Below are 1,082 nucleotides of genomic sequence, written 5' to 3'. Positions count from 1 at the left end.
AGTTGAAGATGTAAAAGAGAGCGGTGCCGAAGCGATCGCTATCAACCTTTTATTCTCGTTTTTGAATAGTGAGGAAGAACAACGCATTGAGAGCGCCTTGAACAAAGACTTTTTCGTCTCCCGTTCGTCTTTTGTATTGCCGGTTTATAAAGAATATGAACGCGGCATCGCTACATGGCTTAACGCGTCATTGGGCCCAAAGGTCAATAACTACCTGAGCATGCTTCAAGACAAACTCAAGAACAATCATGTTCAAATCATGCAATCGTCTGGCGGCCTACTGACACTGGATGAGGCCAAAAAACGCGCCGTTAATCTTCTTCTCTCTGGACCTGCTGGGGGGCTATCAGCCGTCCGATTACTCGGAAAGTCACTCAATCAAACGAAAATACTCAGCTTTGATATGGGAGGCACAAGCACCGATGTGAGTTTAATGGATGGAGATTTCTTGTTAAGCAGCGAAAACTCCATCGCTGACTGGCCAGTAGCTATCCCTATGCTAGATATGGATACTATCGGGGCAGGCGGCGGCTCTATTGCCTGGATAGATGAAGCGGGCATGCTACATGTTGGGCCTGAATCTGCAGGTTCTAATCCAGGGCCGGCCTGCTATGGCCAAGACGGAGATAGGGCAACCGTGACGGATGCTAACTTGATTCTTGGTCACATCCCTAGATCTGCCAAACTGGGTGGTTCATTAAGCTTAGACTTCGATAAAGCAATACAAGCAATCGAAAAACTAGCGCAACAACTATCTTTGAGCATTGAAGAAACGGCGCAAGGCATCGTTCAACTTGCAGAACAACAAATGTCAGCAGCGCTGCATAATATCTCAGTCAAACAAGGGCATTCGCCTAAAGACTTCAGTTTATGTTGCTTTGGTGGCGCAGGCGGGATGCATGTTTGCTCTCTTGCAGAAAAACTCAATATCAAACGCGCTATTATCCCACGCAATTCTGGCGTCTTGTCTGCGTTCGGCATGCTCACCGCAGCGCCTATGCGTAATGCAACACACTCCTACATTCACCCTTATCAAGACGTTAGCAAAGAAACACTTGCTGACTTATTTGACAAAATGAAAG

At 46.8% G+C, this 1,082-nt stretch carries 1 protein-coding gene; it reads left to right on the top strand.

The window, feature by feature from the left end:
- Nucleotides 1–1,082 (top strand): hydantoinase/oxoprolinase family protein (locus tag A3739_RS13895; protein ID WP_197472322.1); only part of this gene is annotated, 1,082 nt, incomplete at both ends.

The sequence above is a fragment of the Oleiphilus sp. HI0067 genome (assembly GCF_001635735.1).
This window is presented reverse-complemented; position numbering and strand designations above follow the sequence as displayed.